At 64.2% G+C, this 26,405-nt stretch carries 28 protein-coding genes; 15 read left to right on the top strand and 13 right to left on the bottom strand.

Features of this window, described 5'->3' with window-relative positions; genetic code table 11:
* Positions 1-179 precede the first annotated feature (179 nt).
* From AC1VON_RS03265 to AC1VON_RS03280, 4 genes are all read left to right on the top strand, one after another.
* On the top strand, positions 180-647 hold the full coding sequence (locus tag AC1VON_RS03265; protein WP_483120385.1) for a Ros/MucR family transcriptional regulator: 468 nt from the start codon (positions 180-182) through the stop codon (positions 645-647).
* Positions 648-772: 125 nt separating this feature from the next.
* Positions 773-1,873: an aminotransferase class I/II-fold pyridoxal phosphate-dependent enzyme gene (locus tag AC1VON_RS03270; protein WP_483120386.1), complete on the top strand. Its 1,101-nt coding sequence runs from the start codon at positions 773-775 to the stop codon at positions 1,871-1,873.
* Between the two features lie 161 nt (positions 1,874-2,034).
* Positions 2,035-3,273 (top strand): MFS transporter, encoded by a 1,239-nt coding sequence (locus AC1VON_RS03275; RefSeq protein WP_483120387.1) that lies wholly within the window; start codon positions 2,035-2,037, stop codon positions 3,271-3,273.
* Between the two features lie 263 nt (positions 3,274-3,536).
* Entirely contained in the window at positions 3,537-4,478 is a 942-nt protein-coding gene (locus AC1VON_RS03280; protein ID WP_172347943.1) for a glycosyltransferase family 8 protein, read from the top strand.
* A gap of 115 nt (positions 4,479-4,593) precedes the next feature.
* Here AC1VON_RS03280 and AC1VON_RS03285 read toward each other — a convergent pair whose 3' ends face one another.
* The 6 genes from AC1VON_RS03285 to hemC form a co-directional block, all read right to left on the bottom strand.
* Complete coding sequence (locus tag AC1VON_RS03285; RefSeq protein ID WP_483120388.1) at positions 4,594-5,331, bottom strand: glutamine amidotransferase; 738 nt, start codon at positions 5,329-5,331, stop codon at positions 4,594-4,596.
* 18 nt (positions 5,332-5,349) lie between these two features.
* Complete coding sequence (locus tag AC1VON_RS03290) at positions 5,350-5,829, bottom strand: tellurite resistance TerB family protein (protein WP_172347941.1); 480 nt, start codon at positions 5,827-5,829, stop codon at positions 5,350-5,352.
* A gap of 52 nt (positions 5,830-5,881) precedes the next feature.
* A complete protein-coding gene (locus AC1VON_RS03295; protein ID WP_172347940.1) occupies positions 5,882-7,483 on the bottom strand; it encodes a heme biosynthesis protein HemY in 1,602 nt (533 codons plus the stop codon).
* Positions 7,484-7,493: 10 nt separating this feature from the next.
* Positions 7,494-8,957: a COG4223 family protein gene (locus tag AC1VON_RS03300; protein ID WP_483120389.1), complete on the bottom strand. Its 1,464-nt coding sequence runs from the start codon at positions 8,955-8,957 to the stop codon at positions 7,494-7,496.
* Between the two features lie 109 nt (positions 8,958-9,066).
* Complete coding sequence (locus AC1VON_RS03305) at positions 9,067-9,783, bottom strand: uroporphyrinogen-III synthase (RefSeq protein ID WP_483120390.1); 717 nt, start codon at positions 9,781-9,783, stop codon at positions 9,067-9,069.
* Positions 9,784-9,785: 2 nt separating this feature from the next.
* On the bottom strand, positions 9,786-10,712 hold the full coding sequence (gene hemC / locus AC1VON_RS03310) for a hydroxymethylbilane synthase (protein WP_483120391.1): 927 nt from the start codon (positions 10,710-10,712) through the stop codon (positions 9,786-9,788).
* Positions 10,713-10,869: 157 nt separating this feature from the next.
* Between hemC and tsaD the strand changes: the two genes are divergently transcribed.
* From tsaD to AC1VON_RS03345, 7 genes are all read left to right on the top strand, one after another.
* Entirely contained in the window at positions 10,870-11,955 is a 1,086-nt protein-coding gene (gene tsaD / locus AC1VON_RS03315; RefSeq protein ID WP_172352818.1) for a tRNA (adenosine(37)-N6)-threonylcarbamoyltransferase complex transferase subunit TsaD, read from the top strand.
* Positions 11,952-12,968, top strand: coding sequence for an NAD(P)H-dependent glycerol-3-phosphate dehydrogenase (locus tag AC1VON_RS03320; RefSeq protein WP_172347936.1), 1,017 nt, complete (start codon positions 11,952-11,954; stop codon positions 12,966-12,968). Before tsaD ends, AC1VON_RS03320 begins: the two co-directional genes overlap by 4 nt.
* A gap of 66 nt (positions 12,969-13,034) precedes the next feature.
* Positions 13,035-13,331, top strand: a complete 297-nt coding sequence (locus AC1VON_RS03325) for a YciI-like protein (protein ID WP_172347935.1) — start codon at positions 13,035-13,037, stop codon at positions 13,329-13,331.
* 39 nt (positions 13,332-13,370) lie between these two features.
* Positions 13,371-13,796, top strand: a complete 426-nt coding sequence (locus AC1VON_RS03330) for an EVE domain-containing protein (RefSeq protein WP_056574751.1) — start codon at positions 13,371-13,373, stop codon at positions 13,794-13,796.
* Positions 13,793-14,449 (top strand): class I SAM-dependent methyltransferase, encoded by a 657-nt coding sequence (locus AC1VON_RS03335; protein ID WP_483120392.1) that lies wholly within the window; start codon positions 13,793-13,795, stop codon positions 14,447-14,449. Before AC1VON_RS03330 ends, AC1VON_RS03335 begins: the two co-directional genes overlap by 4 nt.
* A gap of 51 nt (positions 14,450-14,500) precedes the next feature.
* Positions 14,501-14,917 (top strand): DUF1761 domain-containing protein, encoded by a 417-nt coding sequence (locus AC1VON_RS03340; protein WP_483120393.1) that lies wholly within the window; start codon positions 14,501-14,503, stop codon positions 14,915-14,917.
* Positions 14,918-14,930: 13 nt separating this feature from the next.
* Entirely contained in the window at positions 14,931-15,674 is a 744-nt protein-coding gene (locus AC1VON_RS03345) for a glycosyltransferase family 25 protein (protein WP_483120394.1), read from the top strand.
* Between the two features lie 21 nt (positions 15,675-15,695).
* Here the strand turns inward: AC1VON_RS03345 and gcvA are convergent, their stop codons facing one another.
* Positions 15,696-16,628, bottom strand: coding sequence for a transcriptional regulator GcvA (gene gcvA, locus AC1VON_RS03350; protein WP_140776043.1), 933 nt, complete (start codon positions 16,626-16,628; stop codon positions 15,696-15,698).
* Positions 16,629-16,792: 164 nt separating this feature from the next.
* Here gcvA and AC1VON_RS03355 point away from each other — a divergent pair, with 164 nt between their 5' ends.
* Entirely contained in the window at positions 16,793-17,047 is a 255-nt protein-coding gene (locus AC1VON_RS03355; RefSeq protein WP_172347930.1) for a hypothetical protein, read from the top strand.
* A 93-nt stretch (positions 17,048-17,140) separates the two neighbouring features.
* Here AC1VON_RS03355 and AC1VON_RS03360 read toward each other — a convergent pair whose 3' ends face one another.
* A complete protein-coding gene (locus AC1VON_RS03360) occupies positions 17,141-17,737 on the bottom strand; it encodes a L,D-transpeptidase family protein (protein ID WP_483120395.1) in 597 nt (198 codons plus the stop codon).
* Positions 17,738-17,821: 84 nt separating this feature from the next.
* Between AC1VON_RS03360 and AC1VON_RS03365 the strand changes: the two genes are divergently transcribed.
* The 3 genes from AC1VON_RS03365 (at position 17,822) to AC1VON_RS03375 (ending at position 19,673) form a co-directional block, all read left to right on the top strand.
* Positions 17,822-18,505 carry a response regulator transcription factor gene (locus AC1VON_RS03365; RefSeq protein ID WP_010912284.1) on the top strand — a complete coding sequence of 228 codons (684 nt, stop codon included), beginning with the start codon at positions 17,822-17,824 and terminating at the stop codon, positions 18,503-18,505.
* A 183-nt stretch (positions 18,506-18,688) separates the two neighbouring features.
* On the top strand, positions 18,689-19,144 hold the full coding sequence (locus tag AC1VON_RS03370) for a Crp/Fnr family transcriptional regulator (RefSeq protein ID WP_172347929.1): 456 nt from the start codon (positions 18,689-18,691) through the stop codon (positions 19,142-19,144).
* A gap of 13 nt (positions 19,145-19,157) precedes the next feature.
* Positions 19,158-19,673 carry a GNAT family N-acetyltransferase gene (locus AC1VON_RS03375; RefSeq protein WP_483120396.1) on the top strand — a complete coding sequence of 172 codons (516 nt, stop codon included), beginning with the start codon at positions 19,158-19,160 and terminating at the stop codon, positions 19,671-19,673.
* Here the strand turns inward: AC1VON_RS03375 and AC1VON_RS03380 are convergent.
* The 5 genes from AC1VON_RS03380 to AC1VON_RS03400 form a co-directional block, all read right to left on the bottom strand.
* Positions 19,648-20,454 carry an exodeoxyribonuclease III gene (locus AC1VON_RS03380; RefSeq protein WP_056574724.1) on the bottom strand — a complete coding sequence of 269 codons (807 nt, stop codon included), beginning with the start codon at positions 20,452-20,454 and terminating at the stop codon, positions 19,648-19,650. The two genes, AC1VON_RS03375 and AC1VON_RS03380, sit on opposite strands and share 26 nt — an antisense overlap.
* A 306-nt stretch (positions 20,455-20,760) precedes the next feature.
* Positions 20,761-21,441: an outer-membrane lipoprotein carrier protein LolA gene (locus tag AC1VON_RS03385; protein ID WP_172347927.1), complete on the bottom strand. Its 681-nt coding sequence runs from the start codon at positions 21,439-21,441 to the stop codon at positions 20,761-20,763.
* Between the two features lie 124 nt (positions 21,442-21,565).
* Positions 21,566-24,223, bottom strand: coding sequence for a DNA translocase FtsK (locus AC1VON_RS03390; RefSeq protein ID WP_483120397.1), 2,658 nt, complete (start codon positions 24,221-24,223; stop codon positions 21,566-21,568).
* Between the two features lie 208 nt (positions 24,224-24,431).
* Positions 24,432-24,707: a hypothetical protein gene (locus AC1VON_RS03395; RefSeq protein ID WP_483120398.1), complete on the bottom strand. Its 276-nt coding sequence runs from the start codon at positions 24,705-24,707 to the stop codon at positions 24,432-24,434.
* Between the two features lie 336 nt (positions 24,708-25,043).
* A complete protein-coding gene (locus AC1VON_RS03400) occupies positions 25,044-26,399 on the bottom strand; it encodes an ammonium transporter (protein WP_483120399.1) in 1,356 nt (451 codons plus the stop codon).
* Positions 26,400-26,405 lie beyond the last annotated feature (6 nt).

The following is a 26,405-nucleotide window of genomic DNA, read 5'->3' on the forward strand; positions in this document are numbered from 1 at the left end:
ACGTGTGACGGCGCGCTAAATCATTGCGTTATGCAGATTTGCCGACTAGGAATTTCGCCGCACTGCCCGGCGTGCTCCAGTGGATACGCTTAAGACGCTTCAGCATTTTTGATTTTGTGCCTCGTCCTGTCGAAAGCGATTCTGATTTTCGAGGCCGTGTGCCACAGACGGAGGAAACATTGACCGACGATAGCAACGACGCTCGCAAAGACATCGACCTTCTCGAGCTGACCGCCCATATCGTGTCCGCTTACGTCGAGAAGAATCGCCTGCCCGTCTCCGGCCTTGCCGACCTCATCGCCAGCGTCGCCACCTCGATCGGCGGGCTCGGCAAGCCGGCCGTGCCGGTGGCAGCCCCCCTGGTTCCCGCTGTCAACCCGAAGAAGTCGGTGACGCCGGATTTCATCATCTGCCTCGAGGACGGCAAGAAGTTCAAATCGCTGAAGCGCCATCTCGGCGTGCATTTCGGCCTGACGCCGGACGCCTATCGCGCCAAATGGGGCTTGCCGGCGGACTATCCGATGGTTGCGCCCAACTATGCGGCCTCGCGCTCGGAACTGGCGAAGTCGATCGGCCTGGGCCGCAAGGCTGTCGAAGTGGTGCCCGCCAAGGCCACCAAGGGCCGGAAGGCCAAGGTCTCGGCCTGAGAAGATCAGTCCTGAACCAATCGCTAGGACGACTGGAACAGAAGCCTGCCGGCGAATTCGCCTTGGCAGGCTTCACGTTTTTGTGGCTTGGATGAACCGGACAGGTTTTTGGGGGAAGCGAAGCCATGAACTACACCAGGATGGTGATCGAGAAGGAAGCACCGGAGGAATACGGCTACGACCGTATCCGCTACAATCTCTCCGAAAGCTCGATCGCCGATCAGAAGCTTTCCGACATCGGCCTGTCGCTGCCGGACCTGACGCTGTTCTATGGCGAGCATCGCGGCGACAAGGACTTGCGCGCTCTGGTCGCGGCGCAGGATGCCGGCATCTCGGCCGATGATGTGCTGGTCACCGCCGGTGCCGCCGGCGCGCTGTTCATCATCTCGACCTCGCTCTTGTCGGCGAGCGACCATCTCGTCGTCATCAGGCCCAACTACGCCACCAACATCGAAACCCCGAGGGCGATCGGCTGCGCCATCAGCTTTGTCGACCTCGCCTTCGAGAACGGATTTGCCATCGATGTCGAGGCCATCAAGGCGGCGATCCGGCCGAACACGAAACTGATCAGCGTCACATGCCCGCACAACCCGACCGGCACGATGATGTCACGTGCCGATCTCGACGCTCTGGTGGCGCTGGCCGAGGTCAACAACTGCCGCCTGCTGGTCGACGAAACCTATCGCGATCTTTCCTATGGCAGGCGCCTGCCGTCGGCGGCCTCGCTGAGCAAGAAGGCAATCAGCGTCTCGTCGCTGTCCAAGGCCTTCGGCATTCCCGGCATCCGCATCGGCTGGCTGATCACCAGGGATGCCGCCCTGCAGGAGACATTCCTCGCCGCCAAGGAGCAGATCGGCATCTGCGGCAGCGTCATCGACGAAGGCATTGCGCGCGGCATGCTGGAGCGCCGGGATACGTTCCTGGCGGCACTGCTGCCCGAGATGGCCAAGCGCCGCGATATCGTCCAGGCCTGGATCGACCGCGAGCCGCTGGTCGACTGGATCAGGCCCGAAGGCGGTGTCGTCGGCTTCCCGCGCCTCAATGTCGAACCCGGCTTCGACCTCGACCGCTTCTACGCGAACCTGCTGGAGAACCACGGCACCTATGTCGGACCCGGCCACTGGTTCGAAATGGAAAAACGCTTCTTCCGCGTCGGTTTTGGCTGGCCGACGGAAGCCGAGTTGCGGGGCGGCCTCGACGCCATTTCCGCGACACTGAGACAGTAACTTCATCGTGCGATCGAAGGAACCGGCTGAAAATCCCTTGATCCAGGCCTGATTTTGACGCACATCCCGCCACGAACTTTGTTAGACGTTCCATTGGTCGGACCAGCGCCCATCCGGGAAGTGCCCCGCCGATCAATGACATTGCAACGGGGCCTCTCTCCATGACACCAGTACAAACTTCACCGGAGCAGCGTTACGCCGCCTTCCGGCACAAAGCCTTCCTCAGCTACTGGACGGCGCGCTTCCTCACCACCTTCGCTACCATGATCGTCTCCGTCGCGGTCGGCTGGCAGATCTATGATCTGACGCGCGATCCCTTCGACCTTGGCATTGTCGGCATCGTCCAGTTCCTGCCATCGCTGCTGTTGGTGCTGGTCACCGGCGTCGTCGCCGACCGCTTCGGCCGCCGCCTGATCATGGCGCTGGCAACGGTGGTCGAGGCAAGCTGCGCGCTCGTTCTCCTGTATTTCACGCTGCGCGGCCTCGTCAGTCCGCTGCCGATCTTCGTCGTTCTGGCGCTGTTCGGCATGGCGCGTGCCTTTTACGGACCGGCCTCGTCGTCGCTGTTCGCCAATCTGGTGCCGCCGGAGGATTTCGGCAATGCGATTGCCTGGAACTCATCCGCCTGGCAGACGGCGACCATCGTTGGGCCGGTCGCCGGCGGCCTGCTCTACGGCGTTTCGCCGGAGGCTGCATACGCCGTCGCCTCCGTGCTGATGCTGGTGGCTGGTCTGCTGATCTTCACCATTCCCAAGCCTGCCCAGCAGACCGCCACCGACAAGCCGACCATGGAGACGCTGTTTGCCGGCTTCCGCTACATCTGGAGCGAGAAGATCGTGCTCGGCGCCATCTCGCTCGACCTCTTCGCCGTGCTCCTCTCCGGTGCCTCGGCGCTGCTGCCGGTCTATGCGCGCGATATTCTTGAACTCGGCCCCTGGGGCCTCGGCCTGCTGCGCTCGGCGCCCGGCATCGGCGCCATCTGCGTTGCGGTGTGGCTCGCCGGGCACCCGCTTCGCGACAATGCCGGCAAGATCATGCTCGGCTTCGTCGCGGCATTCGGTGCCTGCACCGTATTGTTCGGCCTGTCGACCGTCACCTGGCTGTCGATCGTCGCATTGGCCCTCCTCGGCGCCACCGACATGTTCAGCGTCTACATCAGGGAAACACTCATCCAGTTGTGGACGCCGGACGCGGTCCGTGGCCGCGTGAATGCCGTGAACCAGGTTTTCGTCGGCGCCTCCAACGAGGTCGGCGAATTCCGCGCCGGCACCATGGCGGCGCTGATCGGCACCGTGCCGGCGGTGGTCATTGGCGGCGTCGGCGCCATCGCGGTTGCCGGCTTGTGGGCGTATCTTTTCCCGCAATTGCGCAAGGTGCGGCATTTGAACGGGCGCAACTGATTCAGCCCCCTATGTGAGCCGCTGCCCCGAGCAATCGGCTTGCGCCGGCAATGGCTGAGATAGGGCCAATCCGGCAAGCATGTCGGCTATACGTGGAAGGTCGGCTTGAGTGCGCGGGAAATCGACATTGTCCGGCACGTCCACTTTCCTTGCGGTCGACGTTCCGTTGCCGGCGTCTCTTCCGGCGCTTCCAGGAGAAACCCGAATCGGGTACGCCGCTCGTGCCGACTCTGGCGATCGGATGGAGCCCTCGCTTGGGGCGGATGAAGATGACCACCTGTCTCAGCGTCGCCCTTTGTGTCGACGGTGGAAATGTCGACCAGGCGGCGGTGACGATCGCTTCGGTGCTGGCCCATCTGTCGCCTGGGCCACCACTGGCGTTTCATGTATTTTATGGCGAGCCACCCAGTCGCCGCTCCCGGCGCCTGGAAACGCTGCGTGTGGCCCCACACCGCCTTTTCGTGCACTATGTCGAGAACCGGTTTCGGAATATAGGGATCTTCGACCACGTTACCCCAGCGGCGTTGCTGCGGCTGCAACTCGGCGAGTTCCTCCCCGACCTGGATCGCGTTCTATATCTCGATGCGGACGTCCTTGCCGTAGCAGACATCCGGCCGCTGCTCGCCGCCGATCTTGGCGATGCCGTGGTGGGTGCCGTACAGGATTTGGGCCTGCACGCGGCCATAGCCGAGGAGAAGGTTACCGGCCGACTCGACTATATCCTCCATGTCCGCGACGCGCTCGGTTGGGACCCTGACAACTTCGCCTATGTCAACTCCGGCATGCTGCTGCTTGACCTTGCCGCCCTTCGTCGCGAACGGTTCGGCGAGCGGGCGGGGCAACTTGTACTGGACCATCCCCATAGGTTCCGCTGGCGTGATCAGGATGCGATAAACCTGCTGCTCCGAGGTCGCGTCGTTCTGCTGGACCCGCGCTGGAACAGCATGGTGTGGTTCCTCGAGCGCGAGCCACGCCGCGGCCATGCCGATATGGCTGCCACGGTACTACAGCGCCGCGACCCCTGGCTGTTGCATTTCTCAGGCCCCAGCAAACCATGGCATGGCCTTGTGGACATACCCGACTACCGTCGCTGGTGGCGCGCCGCAGTTCGCACGTCCCCGATCTGGGGCCTGAGATGGTTCAGGCTGCTGCTCGCGACAGCGGGAGCGCAAGCGTGGGGGTGGATCCGACGAGAACGCAGGTAACGGTGCGTGAAACCGCTCTCGTCGAGCACAACTCGATCAAAGCACACGATGTGGCCGCAACGGCTTCCAGTGGATGACGTCCGCTCTCGGCTGCTCTTGGGCCAAGCCCGGCGGTTCAACGCAATTGGATTTTGCTCTGCCTCATCGCCGGCCTGCCGAACACCATCCGCAAAAACTCGTCCAGCCAGCGTTTCAGATGCATATCCCAGATCAGCCGGCCGCCGAGATGGTCGCGGCCGGGCTGCGCGCCCGGCAATTCGAAGCGATGCGCGCCGCGCACCACCCAGCGCTGCATCATCACCCGGGTCAGTTCGCCATGGAACTGGATGCCCCAGGCATTGTCGCCGTAGCGGAAGGCCTGATTGGGGTAGGTATCGGCCGTCGCCAGCAGCGTCGCGTCCCTGGGCAGCGAGAAGCCCTCGCGGTGGAACTGGTAGACCATGTCGGGCCAGTGCATCAGTTTTTTGCCGGCCTCGGTCGCCTTGAGCGGATACCAGCCGATCTCGACCAGCCCTTCGCCGTGCCCCTCGACCTTGCCGCCGAGATGGTTGACCAGCATCTGCGCGCCGAGGCAGATACCGAGACATGGCCGGTTCTCCTTGAGCGGAATCTCCAGCCAGTTGGTCTCGCGGCGGACGAACTCGTCCTCGTCATTGGCGCTCATCGGCCCGCCGAACACCACCGTGCCGGCATGGCCATCCAGCGTTTCCGGCAAGGCGTCGCCCAGCGGCGGCCGGCGGATGTCGAGCTCGAAACCCTCTTCGATGAGCATGTGGCCGACGCGTCCGGGGCTCGAATTCTCCTGATGCAGGACGATCAGGATTTTTGGCTTCGAACGCATCCTGTGCGGCATCTGTCGGCGAGATCCCGTCTATTCGTCGCTGGATGTTCCACGCGCGCCCGGCGCATGCGCCGCCGCCTTGCGGCGCGCCTCGACCCGGTCATGGCGCTCGACGCCGATCAGCTCGGCGACACGCCAGACCGTATTGTCCTCGAGTTCATGCAACTCGCCGTCGGCATAGACGATCTCCCACATCAGACCGATGAACGCCTTGCGCCCCTCGGCGTCGAGATGGCGCTTGAGTACGCTGGTGAAGGCATAGAGGTCGATCGCCTCGTTGTCGGCCCGTTCGCCGGCGGCGGCGAGCGCCTCGAGTTCGGCGCCGCTGATCGAATAGCTCTCGGAGAGCACCGCCATGAACCGCTCCCATTCGACATCTTGGCGCACGCCGTCGGCATTCATCACATGGTAGAGCAGCGCCGAGGCGGCAACACGAGGATCGTCCGTGCTGGCATGCGCGCCGGCGCCGGCCGGCAGGTCCCTGAGAAACGATAGAACGCGTTCGAACATCAATCCATTCCCAACCGGCCCAATGGCCAAGTCAATCACCCGAAGGCCAAAATCAAAACAGCCGGAACCGGCGTGGCGACTTCTCCGCCTCATCGTCCGGATCGACGCCGGGATCGTCCGGCAGGCGCGCCAGTTCCTCCGCCGGCTCCACGGCCTCGGCATCGGCCGGCACCGCCGCGAACGCCGCCGCCGTGACCGGGGTAACATGGTCCTCGCGGCTCTCGACGTCCTTGCCCCTCGCCTCGTCGGCCGGGGCGGCATGATCGATCACGTCGATCGGCTTTTCGCTGGCCGGCTTCGCCAGCGCTTCGATGACCGGCACGGCGGCGTCCGGCGCATCGTCGCGGCTGTCGATCAACTGGCCAAGCCGCTCCATCGGCGCGCGCCACTCGAAGGCATCAAGCCGTCCGGTGATCGGCGACACCGGCGCCCAGCGTTCCGACACGACGCCGTCGGCCACCCAGGCCGGGTCCCGCGGTGCCCTCAAAGCCTTTGAAAGCAATTGCCGCACCTTGCCCTGGTCACCGGTCTCGGCCTCCTCGATATCGGCCAGAAGCAGATAGGCACCCTCGCGGCGGTCCATCCGGATCGCGGCCTCGGCTTCGCTGCGGGCGGTCGAAAAATCCTGCGCGTCGAGCGCCGCACGCGCCACCGTCATCGACGATTCGGCATGGTTCTTCTTCATTTCCTGCAGCTTCTTCGCCCTGTTGAGGCGGTCGAGCACGGCGTCGCCCGGACGAGCATGGGTGTAGAGCTCGGCGATCTCGGGATGCGGCTCGGCCCTCCACGCCGTCTCCAGGATCTTGGAGCCTTTTCGCACATCGTTCTGCTTGAAGAGCGCTGCCGCGGCGGCAACGGCGGCCGGAGCGAAATCCGGCCTGAGCTTGTTCGCCTCCAGCGCCGCTGTCCTGGCGGCCGTGGGATCACTGTCGGCGAGCGATTGCGCCTTGGCGGTCAACAGCACGGCGCGGCGGCGGCTGGCGGCGTCGCGTTCGATCTGCCGCGTCGACTTCTGCGCGTCGACCAGTTTCAAGGCTCCGTCCCAGTCACCGCGCGCCGTCAACTCCTCGAGCGTCGATTCGGCCGCCCAGGCCAGTTGCGGCGCAACGGCGGCGGCACGGCCTGCATAGTGGCGAGCGGCATTGCGGTCGCCCAGCCGTTCGGCTTCGAGATAAAGCCCGCGCAGGCCGAGCAGCCGCATTTCGGGATCGTCGAGCATGCTCTCGAATTTCTGCCGCGCGCCTTCATGGTCGCCTTCGAGCAGCGACGCCTGCGCCTCGAGCAGATGGATCAGCGGCTCCTGGTCGGAACGGATCAGTTTGGCCGCTTCCTTGGTCTTCTTGCGGGCCAGCGCGCCATCACCGGCGCCGGCGGCGATCATGCCGGTCGACAGTGCCTGGTAGCCGCGGTCGCGGCGGCGCACGCGGAAATAGCGCGAGATGGTGTAGGGGCTGTTCCACAGCGACCTGACCAACCACCACAAGATCATCACCGCGGCGACGACGGCGACGATGGCCACCGCCGCCACCATCAGGCTGACCTGGTACTGGTAGCCGTTGAAGGTGACGACCATGTCGCCCGGCCGGTCGGCCAGCCACGCAAAGCCCAGACCGAGCGCGAAGACGACGATGAGGAAGGCGAGCAGGCGGATCATCGTGTTGCCCTCATGCCTTCATCGCGCTGGAGATCAGGGCGTCGACCTGGGTTTCGACCTCGATGCGCGCCTTCAGTTTGCCGGCAAAGTCGGCGCCCGCGGCCTTCGCGGCCTCAGGCAACGAATTATACTCGCTGAGCGCCTTGGCATAGTCGCCCTGGGTGACCGCCACTTCCATGCGCGCCACGGTTTCGGGTGCACCCACACCCTCGACAGCACCGATCGGCCGGACCTTGACCAGCGATTCGGCGCTCGACATCAGGTTCTGCAGGAAGCCAGCATTCTGGTCGACCGGCGTGGCGGCGGCGACCATGGCATTGGCGGCGGCATCCATCTGCGAGGCGATCTCGGTGCGGGTCGGAACGCCCTTCTCGGCATAGGGCCGCAAGGTCGCGAGCTCAGGCGCATTGGGAGAGATCGCGGCCAGCGTATCCAGTTCCGCCGAGAACGGCGCGCCGCGTTCGAGCGCCGACTTCAAAGCCGACGCGGCAATGGCGAGCGCGATCTTCGGCTGTCCCGCCGCCGCCTCGACCTTGCTGGAAAGCTGCGACACCGACTGTTCCAGCGCCGTCAGCCGGCCATCCTGCGCCTTCGCCGCCTCGCTTGTTGATTTCACCAGCGCGTCGAGACCGGCCAGTTTTTCGTTGAGCGGGCCGAGATCGACCGGGGCGGCGCTGCCGGCCTTGCCGAGAGCGGCGAGCGCGGTTTCGATCTGCTTGACCTTGTCGCCGAGCGCGGCAAGCCCGGCACTGTCGCCGGCGCCACCCTGCTCGACCGCCGATTTCAGTGCCGCGACATCGGCCTTTACCTGCTCCAGACCCGAGGAAAGCCCGACCATCTTGGCCGCCGCGTCATTGTTGCCGCCGGTTTCCTTCAGACCGGCGATTTCGCTCTTCAGCGAGGCGATCTCGCCATTGACGCCGTCCAGTGAGACGCCGGCGCCGGAACCGGGCGCGCCGAGCAGGCCTGCAAACTGCAGGCCGCCGGCGCCGACCAGTGCGATGACGCCGCCGATAAGGCCGGCGGCAATGCCGTTTACGCCGCCACGCCTTGCTGGAGGAGGAGTAGGCGCCATTTTTTCGCCCCGTGTCTCGGTTCTTGCCTTGCTGTCGTCGGCGCGCTTCGCCGACGCGTCCTCGAAATTGTAGTCTGAGGCCTTGGCGCGGTTGGACGGTGCATCCGAACCGGGATAGGGCAGCTCCGGCCCAGCGGCTTTGGCCTCCGCGGGCGGCTCTGTCACGGCCTGCCCCGCGGCATCGGCATGTTCCCAGGGCTCAAGGTCGGTCTGGTCGGCATGCACCGGCTCTTCGGGAATCTCTGCTTGAGAACCTTCCGCGGCCTCGGCTTCTTCGCTTGTTGCTGGCGACTTCGCGGCATCCTCGTCGACAATACGGGAGACGGCGCCGGGTTCGAGATCGATGGTCACCGGCTCGCGGCGGCTTTTCGAGTGTCGCATCTTCGGCGTCTTGACCATGCCTGGCTCCGCAAAATTCGCTTCATCTCAACGCCTGGGGGCGCGTGATGGTTCACAAAGGGTCTAGCACATCACCAAGCGGTGAAAAGGGGCGGTGTGATGACGCGGGTCAGCGGGGCGGTGGCAAAAGCGCCAGCAGGGCTTCCTCATCGGGCTCTTCGGCAATGCGGATTGCCTTGCCGCCACTGTCGTCGAAGGCAGCGGCAATACGCGCGGAAAGAGCGAAAAAACATGTCTTTTCAAAGGCCCCTTGCAAGGCAGGCTGTTTGGCCAGATCCCGCATCGCGGCGGCCGCCTTGGCCGAATAGAGCAGTACCGCATCGACCGGTCGGCCGGACAAAAGCGCAAGGATGGAGTCATCCGAATGCCGCACCGGAAGCGTGTCATATGTCTCCAGGGCGTGGACCAGGACTCCAGCCGCTTCCAGCCTCTGCTCGAACATCGGAAACCGCACGCGTCCGCAGGGATAAACGATTGCCTTGCCGGGAAACGCTTTCGCAAGGCTATCGGCCAGCGCCTCGGCATCACCGGCGCCTTCAACGACCGACGAGAACCCCATCTTGCGAGCCGCTTCGGCGGTCCTTCCCCCCACGGCGTGGCAGGGCAGGGTAGCAAGCGCCGCGATCACTTCCTTCGGGGCATGACGCAAGCCATTGGCGCTGGTGACGGCAACGGCGACAGCGTCGTCTGGAATCAGCCCGGCATCGACAGGCAAAGTCACCGTTTCAGTCAGGGGCAGGAGAACCGGCTGAAAGCCTGTGTCCTGAAGCCGCCGGGCCGTGCGCGAAGCGCCCGGTTCCGGTCTGGTCACCAGGACGCGAAGCATGTTCAGACCCAGCCATCGAAGAACTTTTCGCCGGCCTTGGCCCGCACCGTCCGCGCGGCCTCATCGCCGATGCGGGCGGCATCCTGTGCTGCCCCTTGCAGTTCGACCGTGTGCGATTGCGTGCCGTCGGGCGAGATGATCAGGCCGGCGAAGGTGAGTTTCCCGGCCTCGATCGCCGCATAGCCGGCGATCGGCGTGCGGCAGGAACCGTCGAGTGCCGCCAGGAAGGCGCGCTCGCAGGTGAGTGCCTGTCCGGTCGGCACATCGTGGATCGCCATCAGCATCCTCTCGGCAGCGCGATCGCCGATCCGGGTCTCGATGCCGATCGCGCCTTGGCCGGGCGCCGGCGGGAAGATCTCGAGCGGCATCAAATCGGTGGCGACATGTTCGAGCCCCAGCCGCTTCAGCCCCGCGTAAGCGAGGATGGTTCCGGCCGCGACGCCTTCGTCCAGCTTGCGCAGCCGCGTCTGCACATTGCCGCGAAACATCACCACGTCGAGATCCGGCCGCATGCGGCGGATCAGCGCCTGCCGCCTGAGCGATGAAGAGCCCACTTTGGCCCCGCGCGGCAGTTCGGCGATCGTCCTCACCGCCTTGCCGACAAAGGCGTCGCGTGCGTCCTCGCGCGGCAGGAAGGCGGAGAGCTCCAGGCCGTCGGGCAATTGCGTCGGCATGTCCTTCGACGAATGGACGGCTATGTCGATCGCACCGGCGAGCAGCGCTTCCTCGATCTCCTTGGTGAACAGGCCCTTGCCGCCAGCCTCCGACAGCGGACGGTCCTGGATGCGGTCGCCGCTCGTCGAAATGACGACGACCTCGAAGGCGTCCGCCGGCATTTTATGCGCGGCCATCAGACGCGCCTGCGTTTCATGCGCCTGGGCGAGCGCCAGCGGGCTGCCGCGTGTTCCGATTTTCAAGGCTGTTTGCATGGCGCGCGGTCCGTGATAACCCCCGGCCAGAGCATTTTGCAGCCAAGTGGAGCCACCTGGCGTCGCGGAAATGCGGCTGGAATAACCGAGGCCTTTTCGGGCTTTCTCCTAACGGGGAAAGGCCAGATAAACAATCTCTTGGGATAGCGACGAATTGATCCGTGTTCTGGGCATTGAGACGAGTTGCGACGAGACAGCCGCCAGTGTCGTGGCGCTCGAAGGCGACGCCGTGCCGAAAATCCTGTCCAATGTCGTGCTTTCCCAGATCGAGGAGCATGCCGCCTTCGGCGGCGTCGTGCCCGAGATTGCCGCGCGCGCCCATGTCGAGGCGCTGGACGGTATCGTCGAGGCGGCCCTTGCCGATTCGGGCACGGCCCTTGGCGACATCGATGCCATCGCCGCCACCGCCGGCCCCGGCCTCGTCGGTGGCCTGATCGTCGGGCTGATGACGGCCAAGGCGATCGCCGCGGCGACGGGCAAGCCGCTGATTGCCATCAACCACCTGGAAGGTCATGCCTTGACGGCGCGGCTGACCGACGGGCTTGAGTTTCCCTATTTGCTGCTGCTCGTCTCCGGCGGCCACACGCAGATCCTGGCCGTGCGCGGTGTCGGCGACTATCAGCGCTGGGCCACCACCATTGATGACGCGCTCGGCGAAGCCTTCGACAAGACCGCCAAGATGCTCGGATTGCCCTATCCCGGCGGCCCGAATGTCGAGAAGGCGGCACAGAGCGGCGACGCCACGCGCTTTGCCTTTCCCAGGCCGATGAAAGGATCGGCGCAGCCCGATTTCTCCTTCTCCGGCCTGAAGACCGCCGTACGCCAGGCCGCGACGGCGATCGAGCCGCTGAGCGATCAGGACGTCGCCGACATCTGCGCCTCGTTCCAGGCGGCGGTCGCCGATGCGCTTGCCGACCGCGTGTCTCGCGCGTTGGCACGGTTCAGCGAAACATTTCCCGGCACCAGGAACCCGGCGCTGGTCGTCGCCGGCGGCGTCGCCGCCAACCGCACCATCAAGGCGACGCTGGAGCGGCTCTGCGCCCAGGCCGGTTTCACCTTCGTCGCGCCGCCGTTGAAGCTTTGCACCGACAATGCGGCGATGATCGCCTGGGCCGGCATCGAACGCCTGCGCGAAGGCATGGCGCAGGAGAACGGCTTCGATTTCGTGCCGCGCTCGCGCTGGCCGCTGGACAGCATCTCGGCGCCGATGGTCGGCTCCGGCCGGCGCGGAGCCAAGGCATGACGGGTGAAGCCAAGAACAATCCAGGCAAAAGCGGCTGGCGTGTCGCCGTGCTCGGCGGCGGCGCCTGGGGCACGGCACTGGCGCTGGCCATGCTGCGCGCCGGACATGCGGTGCGGCTCTTCGCGCGCGATCCGGAAACCGTGGCCGCGATCGGCCAGGGCCAGAACCCGCGCTACCTGCCCGGCATCGCGATTGCGCCCGGCATCGAGGCGACATCGGACATCGGGACAGCGCTCGCCGGTGCCGATTGCGTGTTGGCGGTGACCCCGGCGCAGTCCTTGCGGGCTGCTCTGACGGCCGCGAAGGACCATATTCCGGATGGTATCCCGATCGTTCTCTGCGCCAAGGGCATCGAGCGCGACACCGGCGACCTGTTGTCGGCGATTGTCACCGAGATCCTGCCGCGAAATCCTGTCGCCGCCTTGTCAGGTCCGAGCTTCGCCACCGATGTCGCCCGAGGCCTGCCGACAGCGGTGGTGGTGGCCGCCGGCGACGAGGCCCTGGCGGCCGACCTTGCTGCCCGCTTTTCCGCGGAGAATCTGCGCTGCTATTCGAGCGACGACCTGATCGGCGTCGAGATCGGTGGCGCCCTGAAGAATGTCTTTGCCATCGCCGCGGGTGCGGTCACCGGCGCCGGGCTCGGCGCCAGCGCCCAGGCCGCGATGGTGACGCGCGGCTTCGTCGAACTGCGCCGCATCGGCGCCGCCTTCGGCGCCCGGCCAGAGACCCTGATGGGGCTTTCCGGCCTTGGCGACCTGCTGCTGACCTGCTCGTCGGCGCAATCGCGCAATTTCGCCTACGGGCTGGCGCTCGGGCAAGGCAAGGCGCTTTCCGGACTGCCGCTGGCCGAAGGTGTGCCGACGGCGGCGATCGCCGCTCGCATCGCCGCCGAACGCGGTATCGACGCCCCGATCATCTCCGCCGTCGCTGCCATACTGGACGGCACCATCACCATCCGCCAGGCTGTAACGGCCTTGATGACCCGGCCGCTGAAGACCGAGACCAACGATTGATCCCCACGACTTTGATCCCTCAATCTCGATCCCCCAAAACTCGATCTCAAGACCAGGAGAAAAACCATGCTGTTTGCTTTGATTTGCAAGGACAAGCCGGGGAGCCTGCAGGTGCGCCTCGACACGCGGCCCGAGCATGTCGCCTTTCTCGAAGGGCTGAATGGCGACAAGAAGCTGGCATTTGCCGGTCCGTTCCTCGATGCCGACGGCAAGCCCAATGGCAGCCTCGTGGTCGTCGAGGCGCCGGATCTGGCAGGAGCGCAAGCCCTGTCGGCCGCCGACCCCTATGCCAAGGCCGGACTGTTCGAAAGCGTCGAAATCCACCCGTGGAACTGGACGTTCAACAAGCCGGCGGCTAGTTAATCTCGGTCGCTCGCAGCAGGGCCGCAAGGAGGAGAAGAAATGAACTACTGGCTGTTCAAATCGGAGCCGTTCAAGTTCTCCTTCGAGATGCTGAAGGCCAAGGGCAAGGCCGGCACGCAGTGGGATGGCGTACGCAATTACGCGGCCCGCAACAACATGAAGGCCATGCAGATCGGCGATCTCGGCTTCTTCTACCATTCCAACGAGGGGCTGAACGTGGTCGGCATCGCCGAGGTCTGCGCGCTCGCCCATCCCGATACCACGTCGGATGATCCGCGCTGGGAGTGCGTCGATGTCCGCGCTTTCAAGGATGTGCCCAACCCGCCGACGCTGGCGGAGATCAAGGCCAACCCAAAGCTTGCCGAGATGGCGCTGGTGCGGCTCGGACGGCTTTCCGTGCAGCCGGTCACCCCGGCCGAATGGAAGGAAGTCTGCCGCATGGGCGGCCTGACACCTGCTCCGTGACGGCACTCACCCCGCACAGCGCCAGGCAGTTCATCCTCGACAACACGGCGCTGATGGCGCCGCCGCATGTGCCCGAGATTCTGCTTCATCTGGCCGATGAAGCGCACGATCTTTGGCAGCGGACCGAGGACGAACTGGTCGAGATCGGCCTGCCGCCGCCTTTCTGGGCCTTTGCCTGGGCCGGCGGCCAGGGCCTCGCCCGCTATATCCTGGACAATCCCGACACGGTGCGGGGCAAGCGCGTGCTCGACTTCGCCTCGGGTTCCGGCCTTGTCGGGATCGCCGCCGCCAGGGTGGGTGCTGCCGGAGTGACCGCCGCCGACATCGATCCGTTCTGCGCCACCGCCATACGCCTCAACGGCGAGGCCAATGGCGTCGGCATCGATTTCCTCGGCACGGACTGCATCGGCACCGACGCGGGCTGGGACGTGATCCTCGCCGGTGACGTTTTCTACGACAAATCCTTCGCCGACCGCCTGATGCCGTGGTTCGCAACGCTCAAGGCGCGTGGTGGCGAGATCCTCGTCGGCGATCCCGGCCGGTCGTATCTGCCAAGGTCAGGGCTGGAACCGCTTGCGGTCTATGAGGTCGCCGTCACGCGGGCACTGGAGGATTCGCTGGTCAAGCGCACCACCGTCTGGCGCTTTGCTTGACGCCACCGCCGAACAGGCGTTTCCATAAAACCAGCATCGAGGGGGAAGCTCATGGATTTTTCGGCAGTGAACTGGCTGGCGGTGATCGCCGCCGCCGTCTTGGCCTGGCTGTTCGGCGCCGCCTGGTACATGGCCCTGAGCAAGCCTTGGCTGAAGGCGGCCAGGCTCGATCCGGCGACAATGAAGAAATCGCCGCTGCCTTTCGTCATCAGCTTCATCGCCGAACTGGTCATGGCCTACATCATGGCCCTGGTCGTCGGCGCGATGACCGGCGGTGAGCCGACACTGCTTGCCGGGCTTGTCTTCGGCTTCGTGCTCTGGCTGGGTTTCGTCGCGACAACGCTGTCGGTCAACCATCGCTACGAGAATTTCGGCTGGGACCTGACCCTCATCGATGGCGGCCACTGGCTGGGTGTGCTGTTGATCATCGGCGCGGTGACCGGCTGGTTCGGCGCCGCGGCAAGCTGAGAGTGGGTTGACGATGGCAGACGACTCCGGTTTCCCGCGCGACCTGGTGTTCACCCGGGTCTGCCACGTCAAACAGGGCTATGACGACCGGCGCCGCCACATTGTCCGCGAATTCGAGCGGCGCGGCGTGCCGGTCTATTTCTATACCGACTGGGATCAGGCCGACATCACGCCGGAGATCCGCGACGAATTGATCGCGCCCACCTTTACCCACCCACCGGCCGTCTCGCTGGCACTGAAGCATGTCGGCATCTGGCGCGATTTCCTCGAGACCGACCAGCCTTATTGCCTGGTGTTCGAGGACGACGTGTTCCTCGCCCGCGACTTCGTCGCCAAGTTCCGCCAGGGACTGGCGGAGCTCGGCAGCCCCATGCGCAAGGCCGTCATCTATCTCGGCAATGGCAGCAACTACTACACGCCGAGCTGGGAACTACGGAAGGGTCGAAGGCTCTACCCGGCACTGCATGCCAGATGCACCGATTCCTACCTCATCACCCGTCCGGTCGCAGAGGCCCGTTGCGCCTGGATCGCCCAGAACAAGATATACACGTCGATCGACCACCAGGTCGAACAGATGGACGAGAAGCTTGGCATTGAAATGCTTTGGTTCGAACGGCCGATCGTCGAACAGGGGAGCGAGAACGGAGCGTTTCAAACGTCCATTTCCGCGAAAAGGTACCCGCGTTTGTACAAAAGCCTGAAATGGAAGTGGAAGAAATACACCCGCATGATCTTCGGCCACAACGCCAGGTCGTGAGCTGAATTTGGCCGTGATGATCTATGCCTTGTCCATCGTTCGCGTCCTGGCCACTTCCTCCAGGATCCATTCACGGAAAGCGACGATGCGAGGGTCGTCAACCATCGCCTGGGGATAGACCAGGAAGTAGGCGTATTCGGGCGCGACCTTGATGCTGAGCGCGAAGGGCTGCACCAGCCGGCCTTCGGAAAGGTCGTTCGCCACCATGGCGAAATCGGCGAGTGCGACGGCGTTGCCGTCAAGCGCCGCCTGGACCGCATCCGTGGAGGTGCCGAAGACAACGGTGCGGCTGTCGTCGAAATCGTCGACACCGGCCGCCGCCATCCACATGCGCCAGTTCGGCCATGTCACGCCCTGCCGCGCCCATTCGATATGGGCGAGCGTGTGGAGGAAGAGGTCGCGCGGTTCGCGCAACGGTGGCCCCGATGCCAGCAGGCCTGGGCTGCACACCGGAATGATGATGTTGTCGAACAGGCGGTGCGCGCAAAGCCCCGGATACTTGCCAGCCCCGAAGCGGATGCCGACATCGACATCATCCAGGTCGAAATCACGCAGCCCGTAGGCGATGTCGAACCTGAGCTCGATCCCCGGCCTTTGCTTACGGAAATCCTCGACGCGCCGCATCAGCCATTTCGCCGCGAACTGGGCATCCAGCGTGACCTTCAGAAACTCCGTCCCGCGTGCCATCTTGCGCGCCCGCATGACGGCCCGGCCAAGCAGGTCGAGCGTGTCGGTCGCGGCCTCGAACAGCACCGTGCCCGCCTCCGTCAGACGGATGGTGCGGCTGGTGCGCGTGAAAAGCACGATGCCGAGCTGATCCTCGATTTCCTTGATCTGGTGGCTGACCGCGGCCGGCGTCAGCCCAAGCTCGTCGGCGGCGCGGGTGAAATTGAGGTGACGCGCCGCCGCCTCCAGCGTCCTCAGCGCCCGCGTTCCCGGCAGCAGGGTTGCCATCAGCGCGTGACCCGGGGAAAGCGTCCCATAACATCTCAATCCTCAAATAAAACTTGATGATTGAGAAAAAACTACTCGTTTCCTTCCAAGATTTCAATCCGGCATGATGCGGGCACTGAAACACCATCAAACCGGATTTGAAGTCCGGAAGGACGGATCACACCATGTCTCACATCGCTCTTCACCCCGCCTATAGCGCCAGGTCGGCACGGCTGTCGGCGATCCGCGACTGGCTGCGTCAGGCCAGGGTCGCGATCAATCTTCCGCACCAAAACGTCGAGGACCTGTCCGATCGCCAGTTGCGCGACATCGGCGCCGGACGCAAGGACATCGCCCGCGCCATGGATCGGGAGATCGGCCGGCTGGGCCTGCTCGACATCGGCTGGCAGCAGCCCCGCAGGAAGGGAATAGGGGAGTAAGGCAGTAGGGGAAATGCAAGGCAGCACCGGAAGACACGCCCTACTGCCCTACTGCCCTACTGCCCTACTGCCCTACTGCCCTACTGCCCTTTCCTACCTCACCACCCTCACCACCGTCCGGGCCGACAGCAGCGGCAGCAGGCGCGCCATCGTGCGTGCACTCACCGCGACGCAGCCTAGCGTCGGCGTGTATCCGGGACGCGCCAGGTGGAAGAAGATGGCGCTGCCGCGCCCCCTGCGGCGTGGCGCGATGTTCCAGTCGAGCACCAGGCAGGCGTCATAGAGATCGTCGTCGCGCCGCATGCGTTCGTGGCTGGCGCGGTAGGGAAGCCTGACCGGACGGTTGTAGTTGCGGTCGTCAGGCACTTCGCACCAGCCGAGATCGGGCCCGATCGGCGTCATCGCCAGACGCGTCCGGCGGCCGGCGGCGAACTGATCTCCCCGGAAATAACCCGACAGGATCCGCATCGAGCCCAGCGGCGTGGCGCCGTCGCCCTCGCGCTTGTCGGCCGAGATGCCGCCATGCCCCAGCGCACAGGCAAACACCGCATTGCCGGCCTGCAGCAGGCCCTGGCTGGGGTGGCCGGGCCTTGCCCGCACGGTCAGTACGCGCAGCCGTTTTACCAAAATTGCGCCGGCTGCATTGCGATCGCGTTTTTTCTTGTATGATCGTGCCACGGAACAAATCACTGTGATCGGCTATTGTGTCGGCCAGCTTCCGCATAAATACGCAGCGGTCAACTGAATTTCATTTTCAAAACAACGGATTGATCCATGACTTCACGCACCATCCTGATCGTCGACGACGATGACGACCTGCGCGGCACGCTGGTCGAGCAACTCGCCCTCTACGAGGAATTCGACGTGCTGCAGGAAGCGACTGCGGCAAAAGGCGTCACGGCGGCACGCGGCGGCCTCATCGACCTGCTTATCATGGATGTCGGCCTGCCCGACATGGATGGCCGCGAGGCCGTCAAGATCCTGCGCAAGGGCGGCTACAAGGCGCCCATCATCATGCTGACCGGCCACGACACCGATTCGGACACGATTCTGGGTCTCGAGGCCGGCGCCAACGACTATGTGACCAAGCCTTTCCGCTTCGCGGTGCTGCTTGCGCGCATCCGCGCCCAGTTGCGCCAGCATGAGCAGAGCGAGGACGCCACCTTCTCGGTCGGCCCCTACACCTTCAAGCCCAGCCAGAAGCTGCTCATCGACCCGCGTGGCGGCAAGGTGCGGCTGACGGAGAAGGAAGCCTCGATCATCAAATATCTCTATCGCGCCGACCAGAAGGTGGTGACGCGCGACGTGCTGCTCGAGGAGGTCTGGGGCTACAATTCCGGCGTCACCACGCACACGCTGGAAACCCATGTCTATCGTCTGCGCCAGAAGATCGAGCGCGATCCTTCCAATGCGGAAATTCTTGTGACAGAAAGCGGCGGCTACAAGCTGGTTCCTTAAACATTTCATTATCCAATGAGCAATTCCAGGAAAAGTGTGGGCGGTTTTCCGTCCGGAATTGCGAAAACTAAAGGGATAGAGCGGTCTGGGCGGGACCGCTTTCGGGTGCGATCCTGTTGGAGGGTATACGGGATCGACTCGTGAAGGAGGGATTGGACTGACCGTTCGGGGACGCAGCTAGAGATGGCGTTGGATGACGACATCCGCATCCTGTCCGCCGTGAGGCTCTTCGAGGGTTTCACGCAGGAACAACTGCGCCTGCTCGCCTTCGGCGCCGAGACCACCGTGGTGCGGGCCGACCACAAGCTCTACCGCGAGGATGACGAGGCCGATTCGGCCTATATCGTGGTCAGTGGGCGCATCGTGCTCTACCGCGAGCAGAATGGCCAACGCATCCCGATCGGCGAGGCCGGCCCCGGCACGATGCTCAGCGAACTGGCATTGATCGCCGACACCAACCGGCTGACGAGCGCGTCGGCCGAAATCGACTCGGAAGTGATCCGCCTCAGCCGCAAGATGTTCCGCCGCATCCTGGAGGAATATCCGGAAGTCGCGATGAAACTGCACCAGCGCATCTCCGAGGAATTCCAGGCCATGATCCGCCGTATCGAGGAACTGGCGTCGCGGTTTTCAGGATAGGTGAGAGCCGCGGATGGACTTCCGGCTTGTTCGCGCCACCGAAAATGACCTGCCCTTCATCATGGCGACCGAACGGCGCGAAGGCTACGACGCCTTTGTCGGACGTTGGGATGAGGCGCGCCATCACGAAGCCTTTGTCGACGGCAATCACGCCTATTTTGTTGGGATGGACGGTTCCGCACAGATCGGCTTCGTGATCCTGCGCGGTTGGGCTTCTGCCGAACGCGTGACGCTGGTCAAACGCATTGCCGTCGTCGCGCCTGGGCAAGGCCAGGGCAGAATGCTGCTGACGGCAACGGTGGAACAGGTTTTTGTCGAAACGGGTGCCTATCGGCTCTGCATTGGCCTTTTCCCCGACAATCATCGCGCGCGGCGCGCCTATGAGGCTGCCGGTTTCACGGCGGAGGGTATTGCGCGAGGCAGCGCATTCTTCAATGGCGTGCATCGTGACGAACTGGTCATGTCGCAACTGCGGCCGGAGTGGGAACGGCGTCGAACAAGGGCTAGTCCAGATCGAACCGCGCAATGACAGGCACATGGTCCGAGGGGCGGTCCCAGCCGCGTGCCGCCCTCAGGATTTCGTAACCGGCGAAATCGGGCACCAGGTTGGGCGACGACCAGACATGGTCGAGCCGCCGGCCCCGGTTCGACGCTTCCCAGTCCTGCGCGCGATAACTCCACCAAGTGTAGAGCTTCTGGTCTGATGGCACGTTGAGCCGCATCAGGTCGACCCAGTTGCCGGCGAGCCGCATCGCCTCGAAGTTTTCGGTCTCGACCGGCGTGTGGCTGACCACATTGAGCAATTGCTTGTGCGACCAGACGTCGTGCTCGAGCGGCGCGATGTTGAGGTCGCCGACCAGCACCGAAGCGGACACCTCGTTGTGCTCGGCGCGGATGGCGTTCATCTCGGCGACGAAATCGAGCTTGTGCTTGAATTTCTTGTTGATTTCGGGATCCGGTTCGTCGCCGCCCGCCGGAACGTAGAAATTGTGCAGCAGGATCGTCTTGCCGCCGGCGCGCACCGTCACCGACAAATGCCGGCTGTCCTCGATCTCGCAGAAACGGCGCTTTTCGACCACCTCGATCGGCCGCCGCGCCACGGTGGCGACGCCGTGATAGCCCTTCTGGCCATGAAAGGCGATGTGCCCGTAGCCGAGCTTGCGGAATGCCTTTTCCGGGAACAATTCGTCCGGAACCTTGGTCTCTTGCAGGCACAGCACATCGGGGGCGTACTCATCGAGCAGGCGTTCGACGATCGGCATGCGCAGGCGCACGGAGTTGATGTTCCAGGTGGCTATCGAAAAGGGCATTGGCAATCCGGACAGCGTACTTCCAGCCAGGACCGATGAATCCTGGCGGAGAAGACGCCTTTTTGAGGGAGTCAGTCCGGAAACTGCCAGCCGGGCGCCACAAAGACAAGCCGGGCCATGTTCGGAACCCGCTCAAGCGCGGCCCAAGATGCGCTGAGATTCAGGTCAGGCCGAGTCGAGAACGATGGATTCCGAGATGCGGAGCGTACGTTTGGTGCGTGAATTCTTTCTACTGCGACGCAGTAGAACGGAGAAGCGCAGGAGGCCGCCATTCGCAGGCCGGCCTCACCCTAATATTAGTGTACCTCAGCGCGTCTTGGTGTTCAGCTCGCGGTTGGCCGTATAGTCGATGGCAAAGGTGTCGGCGGCGAAGCTGACGCCTTCCTTGGTGTTGAAGATCATCACCGTGGTGTCCTTGCCTTGCGCGTCGGTGATCGTCCACTGCCGCAGATCATAGGTTTTCGGATCGAACATCATGGTGATCATCGCATTGCCGAACACCGACTTGTCGGCGAGCTTGATGGTGGTGAGGTCGTCCTCTTCCTTGACGCTCTTGACGCGATCGCCGGAGAGGTCGATGCGATCGTCGAGCAGGAGCTTCAGCGGCGTCTTCGACAGCGGATAGAGATCCGACGTGTTCAGCTTCTTGTTGAGGATGACCACCGACTTGCCGTCCGAAATCACCCGGAAATTCGACGCTCCGTCATAGTTGAAGCGGATCTTGCCCGGCCGTTCCAGGAAGAACTTGCCGCCGGTCTGCTCGCCCTTGGGGCCGAACTGGACGAATTCGCCGCTCATCGATTTGACCGCGGAAAAATGGTCGGCGATTTTCTGTGCGGCCGTGGGCACGGCCGCCTGCGCCGAGGCCAGCAACTGGAACCCGGGCACCACATTGATGGCGGCGGCACCCGCAAAGGCAAGGCCGAGGCCGAGCAGCTGACGACGGGTCGGAGCAAAATCGCTGAGTGCGGAAAGATCGTTCTTCATGTCGGTCACTCGCTTGATGATTCCTGTATCTGTCGCTGTCCTGAACCCCCAGTTGGGCTGAAGTTTGGCGGCGCACCCCTCGCTTCAACGCGCCGCGAGGTTCAAGGTTGCGGCCGGCTTCCCATCAGAACTTGTCCTCTTCGGTCGGCACCAGGATTTCGCGTTTTCCCGCGTGGTTGGCCGGGCCGACAATGCCTTCCTTTTCCATCTTCTCGATGATCGAGGCGGCGCGGTTGTAGCCGATGCCGAGACGGCGCTGGATGTAGCTGGTCGATGCCTTGCCGTCGCGCAGCACCACGGCGACCGCCTGGTCGTAGGGGTCGTCGGAATCCTCGAAATTGCCGCCACCACCACCGCCGGAACCGCCCTTGCCGGACGGTTCGTCGTCGTCCTCGTCGTCATCCTCGGTGATGGCGTCGAGATATTCGGGTACGCCCTGCAGCTTCAGGTGCCCGACGATCTTCTCCACCTCGTCGTCGGAGACGAAAGGACCGTGCACGCGCTGGATGCGGCCGCCACCGGCCATGTAGAGCATGTCGCCCATGCCGAGCAGCTGCTCGGCGCCCTGCTCGCCCAGAATGGTGCGGCTGTCGATCTTCGACGTCACCTGGAAGGAGATGCGGGTCGGGAAGTTGGCCTTGATGGTGCCGGTGATGACGTCGACGGAGGGACGTTGCGTCGCCATGATGACATGGATGCCGGCGGCACGCGCCATCTGCGCCAGGCGCTGCACGGCACCTTCGATGTCCTTGCCGGCGACCATCATCAGGTCTGCCATTTCGTCGATGATGACGACGATGTAGGGCATCGGCTCGAGGTCGAGATTCTCGGTCTCGTAGATCGCCTCGCCGGTCTGGCGATCGAAGCCGGTCTGCACCGTACGCGATATCTTCTCGCCTTTTTTCTCGGCCTGCTGAACCCGGGCGTTGAAACCGTCGATGTTGCGCACGCCGACCTTGGACATCTTGCGGTAGCGGTCCTCCATCTCCCGCACGGTCCATTTCAGCGCCACCACCGCCTTTTTCGGGTCGGTGACGACGGGCGTCAGCAGATGCGGGATGCCGTCATAGACGGAAAGTTCGAGCATCTTAGGGTCGATCATGATCAGCCGGCATTCCTGCGGCGTCAGCCGGTAGAGCAGCGACAGGATCATGGTGTTGATGGCGACCGACTTGCCCGAGCCTGTGGTGCCGGCGACCAGCACGTGCGGCATCTTGGCGATGTCGACGATGACGGCCTCGCCATTGATGGTCTTGCCCAGCGCCAGCGCCAGCTTGGCCTTGGTCGTCTCGAAGTCGCGGCTGGCCATGATCTCGCGCAGATACACCGTCTCGCGCTTGGCATTCGGCAATTCGATGCCGATGGCGTTGCGGCCGGGCACCACGGCGACGCGGCAGGCGATCGCGCTCATCGAGCGGGCGATGTCGTCGGAGAGGCCGATGACACGGGACGATTTGATGCCGGGCGCCGGTTCCAGCTCATAGAGGGTGACCACGGGACCGGGGCGTACGGCAATGATCTCGCCCTTGACGCCGAAATCTTCCAGCACCCCTTCGAGCAGGCGCGCGTTCTGCTCCAGCGCGTCCTTCGACAGGCTCGGGTCCTTCGCCACGTTCTTCGGTTCGGACAGGAAATGCAGCGACGGCATCTCGAACTTGTCCGAGCCGATCAGCGAGGTCTGCGCCTCACGCTGGACGCGCGCGCCGGGCGCCGGGCGTGGTGCCGGCGCCTCGACGCGGGTGGCGGCGTCGGAGCGGAACTGCTGCACCTTGGCGGCGGAGCCCGCGCGACGCTGGACGATGGGCTTCTCGTCTAGATCCATGTCCTCGTCGTCGCGGTCGAAGATATCGTCATCATCCGGATCGACGGAAACGCTGCGGTCATTGACCATGGCGGCGAAGAATTCCGGCTCGACGCGGGCGCGGCCATCCTGGCTCATGCGCTGCTCGGCGAACTCGGCCGATTCGACCCGTTCGGCGGCGCGGCGCCAGGCGCTGGCGCGCGGCTCCAGCTCCGGCTCGTATTCGTCCCGCTCCTGCCTGCGGCGTACCGCGCGCCGATGCATCCACGCGCGCAGCGACAGCCACCAATGGGTGATGGCGCCGAGCGCCAATATGCCCTCGTCACCCTCATCCTCGTCATTGTCGAACAGAAGATCGTCCTCGCGCGGGTCCGCGGCCGGTTCCTCCATCACGGCGAAGCCGTTCTTGCGCCCGATCAGCGCCGAGCCATAGGCGAACAGCCAGAGCGCGGGTGCAGCCAGCAGAACTGCGAGCACGCTGGCGATCAGTCCGGTCGGATAGCCGCCGATGAGGACGCCGGGAATCTTGAGCACCATGTCACCGAACACGCCGCCAAGGCCGGTGGGCAGCGGCCAGGTCTTGGGTGGAACGATGCAGCCGGCGATGGCGGCGGCGAGCAGCGCGAAACCGAACCAGAACAGCCCGCGCTTGGGCAGCCTGTCGACGCCGCGCGCCGAAAACAGCAGGTACCCCCAGACCACGGCCGGGACCAGCGCAGCAACCGCGGCAAGGCCGAAGAACTGCATGGCAAGATCGGAGAACACAGCGCCGGCATAGCCCATGGCGTTGGTGACGGTGTTGTTGGTGGCGTGCGAGAAGCTTGGATCGGCAACATTCCAGGTGGCGAGGCTGGCAACCCCGAAGGCCACCGCCAGGAACATGCCGGCACCGACCAGACGGCCGACCTGGCGCCGCGCGAAAGCCTGGATGCCGTGCCCCGTATCGGCCAGCGCGAGCGGTGCTGAAGCCCCTGAACGCATGCTCTTCCCCGTCAGATTGCCTGGCCGGAGCGCATGACGCACTCCGGCAGATTCGGAGGTCAGACTAGCTGTGGGAAGGTTAAGGCCGCATTAACCATGGCTTTTTACCGATGCCGCCCCGCGGACAGGAATGGCGGGCCGCGAAGCCCGCCATTCTTGTCTTGAAACGACGAAGCGATCGGGGCCTTCCGGACCCGATCCCGCGCGATCATTTGTGACCGGCGTACATCATCAGGTTGGCGCAGAATTCGGCATGAGGCTTGCTCATCGCCGCGTCCTGGCACTCCTTCATCATCGTGTCCTGCTTGTCCTTGGCCGTCGAGGCCCAGGCTGCCTTGAAGTCCGCTTCCGGCTTCATGGTCTTCATGCCGGAATCGGTGAAGAACGGCGCCATGTTGTCAGGCTCGTCGAGCGCGCCAGCAAGTGCAACACCGCTGAGCATCGACAGAGCCAGCGCTCCCAGGAAGATGTTCTTAATGTTCATCAGTTGGTTCCTTCCCTGTTGGTAGCGAGCGTCGGAACGGCGCTCGCTAACCCCAGTACGGAGCCGGGAAGCCCTATGTTTCTTCCCTTTGGCCGATCACGCGAACGTGATCATTCCGAAAAACGATTCCTCCTTCGCCTTTTCGAAGCGTACGATTTTCCAAAAAAGAGGCCCGAATTGCTTCGGGCCTCAATGCGTGAGCCTCTTTCGAGAACGTCACGACGGGATCTCTGGAGCAACTCCGGTGAAAACCGAACCGTGGCCTTCAGGTGTAAGTTGCGTGAAAATATGAGGCCGGCGGGAGGAGGATCCGCCGGCCCCTTGGCGAGGCTGGCCTTACGGCACCACTTCGCCATGCTGGGAGATGTCGAGGCCTTCGACCTCTTCCTGGGTCGTCGGACGCAGGCCGACCAGCGCCTTGACGATGTAGAGGATCACGAAGGTGGCGATCGCCGTCCACAGGATGGTGAAGACGATGCCGTAGAGCTGCTTGCCGACGGAGGCACCCGACGACAGGCTGTTGATCGCCGGATCGGCGAGCAGGCCGGTCAGCAACGCACCAACCACGCCGCCGACGCCATGGACGCCGAAGGCATCGAGCGAGTCGTCATAGCCGAACATGTGCTTCACCTTGACCGCCGAGATGTAGCAGACCACGCCGGCGACGATGCCGACGATGAAGGCGCCGGTCGGGTTGACGAAGCCGGAAGCCGGCGTCACCGCGACCAGGCCGGCGACGGCACCCGAGATGATGCCGAGCACCGAAGGCTTCTTGGCGACGATCCATTCGGCGAACATCCAGGCAAGGGCCGCCGCGGCGGTAGCGACCTGGGTGTTGAGCATGGCGGCGCCGGCAAGGCCGTCGGCCGCCAGTTCCGAACCGGCGTTGAAGCCGAACCAGCCGACCCACAGCAGCGAAGCGCCGATCACCGAGTAGACCAGGTTATGCGGTGCCATGTTGGTGGTGCCATAGCCCTCGCGCTTGCCCAGAACCAGGGCGCAGACGAGACCGGCGACACCGGCATTGATGTGGACGACCGTGCCGCCGGCGAAGTCGAGCACGCCGGCCGCGCCAAGGAAGCCGCCGCCCCAGACCCAATGCGCGATCGGCGCATAGACGACCAGCAGCCACAGCGCCATGAAGATCAGCAGCGCCGAGAACTTCATGCGCTCGGCGAAGGCGCCGGCGATGAGGGCAGGCGTGATGATGGCGAAGGTCATCTGGAACATCGAGAAGACGAATTCAGGAATGTTCGCGACCCCGGGCGCCCACAGCGTCGAGGTGGTGATGCCGTGATGGAAGAATTTCGAGAAGCCGCCGAGATAGGCATTCATGCCGCCGCCGTCGGAGAAGGCGAGCGAATAGCCGAACATGAACCACAGGATCGTCACCAGGCAGGTGATGGCAAAGCTCTGCATGATGGTGGCGAGCACGTTCTTCTTGCGCACCATGCCGCCGTAGAACAGCGCCAGGCCCGGGATGGTCATCATCAGCACCAACGCCGTCGAGGTCAGCATCCAGGCGGTATTGCCGGTATCGAGCACCGGCGCGGGGGCGGCAGCCGGTGCGGCGGCGGCAGCGGCCGGAGCTGCTTCCTGCGCGAAGGCGGCGACGCTGCCCAATGCTGCGAGAGCAAGCGAGCCCAGAAGGGCCGCCCGTCCCGTCGTCTTCAAGGTGGAAGAAATATTCATTGAACT

The sequence above is a fragment of the Mesorhizobium sp. HAY1-8B genome, from assembly GCF_056868045.1.

Excerpts from the sequence above, each read along its gene's own strand:
- AC1VON_RS03270 (WP_483120386.1), top strand. The coding sequence starts at position 773 with ATGAACTACACCAGGATGGTGATCGAGAAGGAAGCACCGGAGGAATAC.
- AC1VON_RS03275 (WP_483120387.1), top strand. The coding sequence starts at position 2,035 with ATGACACCAGTACAAACTTCACCGGAGCAGCGTTACGCCGCCTTCCGG.
- AC1VON_RS03280 (WP_172347943.1), top strand. The coding sequence starts at position 3,537 with ATGAAGATGACCACCTGTCTCAGCGTCGCCCTTTGTGTCGACGGTGGA.
- AC1VON_RS03285 (WP_483120388.1), bottom strand. The coding sequence starts at position 5,331 with ATGCCGCACAGGATGCGTTCGAAGCCAAAAATCCTGATCGTCCTGCAT.
- AC1VON_RS03290 (WP_172347941.1), bottom strand. The coding sequence starts at position 5,829 with ATGTTCGAACGCGTTCTATCGTTTCTCAGGGACCTGCCGGCCGGCGCC.
- AC1VON_RS03295 (WP_172347940.1), bottom strand. The coding sequence starts at position 7,483 with ATGATCCGCCTGCTCGCCTTCCTCATCGTCGTCTTCGCGCTCGGTCTG.
- AC1VON_RS03300 (WP_483120389.1), bottom strand. The coding sequence starts at position 8,957 with ATGGTCAAGACGCCGAAGATGCGACACTCGAAAAGCCGCCGCGAGCCG.
- AC1VON_RS03305 (WP_483120390.1), bottom strand. The coding sequence starts at position 9,783 with ATGCTTCGCGTCCTGGTGACCAGACCGGAACCGGGCGCTTCGCGCACG.
- hemC (WP_483120391.1), bottom strand. The coding sequence starts at position 10,712 with ATGCAAACAGCCTTGAAAATCGGAACACGCGGCAGCCCGCTGGCGCTC.
- AC1VON_RS03320 (WP_172347936.1), top strand. The coding sequence starts at position 11,952 with ATGACGGGTGAAGCCAAGAACAATCCAGGCAAAAGCGGCTGGCGTGTC.
- AC1VON_RS03325 (WP_172347935.1), top strand. The coding sequence starts at position 13,035 with ATGCTGTTTGCTTTGATTTGCAAGGACAAGCCGGGGAGCCTGCAGGTG.
- AC1VON_RS03330 (WP_056574751.1), top strand. The coding sequence starts at position 13,371 with ATGAACTACTGGCTGTTCAAATCGGAGCCGTTCAAGTTCTCCTTCGAG.
- AC1VON_RS03340 (WP_483120393.1), top strand. The coding sequence starts at position 14,501 with ATGGATTTTTCGGCAGTGAACTGGCTGGCGGTGATCGCCGCCGCCGTC.
- AC1VON_RS03345 (WP_483120394.1), top strand. The coding sequence starts at position 14,931 with ATGGCAGACGACTCCGGTTTCCCGCGCGACCTGGTGTTCACCCGGGTC.
- gcvA (WP_140776043.1), bottom strand. The coding sequence starts at position 16,628 with ATGGCAACCCTGCTGCCGGGAACGCGGGCGCTGAGGACGCTGGAGGCG.
- AC1VON_RS03355 (WP_172347930.1), top strand. The coding sequence starts at position 16,793 with ATGTCTCACATCGCTCTTCACCCCGCCTATAGCGCCAGGTCGGCACGG.
- AC1VON_RS03365 (WP_010912284.1), top strand. The coding sequence starts at position 17,822 with ATGACTTCACGCACCATCCTGATCGTCGACGACGATGACGACCTGCGC.
- AC1VON_RS03370 (WP_172347929.1), top strand. The coding sequence starts at position 18,689 with ATGGCGTTGGATGACGACATCCGCATCCTGTCCGCCGTGAGGCTCTTC.
- AC1VON_RS03375 (WP_483120396.1), top strand. The coding sequence starts at position 19,158 with ATGGACTTCCGGCTTGTTCGCGCCACCGAAAATGACCTGCCCTTCATC.
- AC1VON_RS03380 (WP_056574724.1), bottom strand. The coding sequence starts at position 20,454 with ATGCCCTTTTCGATAGCCACCTGGAACATCAACTCCGTGCGCCTGCGC.
- AC1VON_RS03385 (WP_172347927.1), bottom strand. The coding sequence starts at position 21,441 with ATGAAGAACGATCTTTCCGCACTCAGCGATTTTGCTCCGACCCGTCGT.
- AC1VON_RS03390 (WP_483120397.1), bottom strand. The coding sequence starts at position 24,223 with ATGCGTTCAGGGGCTTCAGCACCGCTCGCGCTGGCCGATACGGGGCAC.
- AC1VON_RS03395 (WP_483120398.1), bottom strand. The coding sequence starts at position 24,707 with ATGAACATTAAGAACATCTTCCTGGGAGCGCTGGCTCTGTCGATGCTC.
- AC1VON_RS03400 (WP_483120399.1), bottom strand. The coding sequence starts at position 26,399 with ATGAATATTTCTTCCACCTTGAAGACGACGGGACGGGCGGCCCTTCTG.